The organism is Sphaerotilus sp. FB-3 (genome assembly GCF_023706025.1).
Classification (GTDB): domain Bacteria; phylum Pseudomonadota; class Gammaproteobacteria; order Burkholderiales; family Burkholderiaceae_C; genus Sphaerotilus; species Sphaerotilus sulfidivorans.
Window position 1 is genome coordinate 1 of sequence record NZ_BQWE01000021.1, and the last position, 555, is coordinate 555.

2 tRNA genes are annotated in these 555 nt (G+C 52.3%); both read left to right on the forward strand.

Features of this window, described 5'->3' with window-relative positions:
- Positions 1–167 precede the first annotated feature (167 nt).
- Positions 168–244 (forward strand) — tRNA-Ile (locus NFT33_RS11375).
- 10 nt (positions 245–254) lie between these two features.
- Positions 255–330: transfer RNA gene (locus tag NFT33_RS11380), tRNA-Ala, on the forward strand.
- Positions 331–555: the final 225 nt, after the last annotated feature.

Genomic DNA, 555 nt, shown 5'->3' on the forward strand with positions numbered 1-555 from the left:
CGTAACAAGGTAGCCGTATCGGAAGGTGCGGCTGGATCACCTCCTTTCTGGAAAAAGACGATGCACCTGACTGCAAAACAGTCTAGGCAGCAAAGTCCAAAACAGTACGACACTCAAATCAATGCGCCCACACTTATCGGCTGTCACGACAGAGTCAGAAGAGATTGGGGTCTGTAGCTCAGTCGGTTAGAGCACCGTCTTGATAAGGCGGGGGTCGTTGGTTCGAATCCAACCAGACCCACCACCAATGTTCAGGGGGATTAGCTCAGCTGGGAGAGCACCTGCTTTGCAAGCAGGGGGTCGTCGGTTCGATCCCGTCATCCTCCACCATCACTTCTGAAATCGATCAGGACAGACCTGAGCGTTGAACGCAATGTTCAGGTCTGTCTCGAAAGAGGCTGTTGTTCTTTAAAAATTCGTAGAGTCGAATCAGCGTTGTTGGCGGAAATGCCGCAGGGGTAAAGGCCTGCAGGCAACCGTGCCGCCAATGACAATTGATTGCGTCACCAGACATCAACCATGTCCGGAAGCAATTCCGGACCGAGTTGAAAGTAC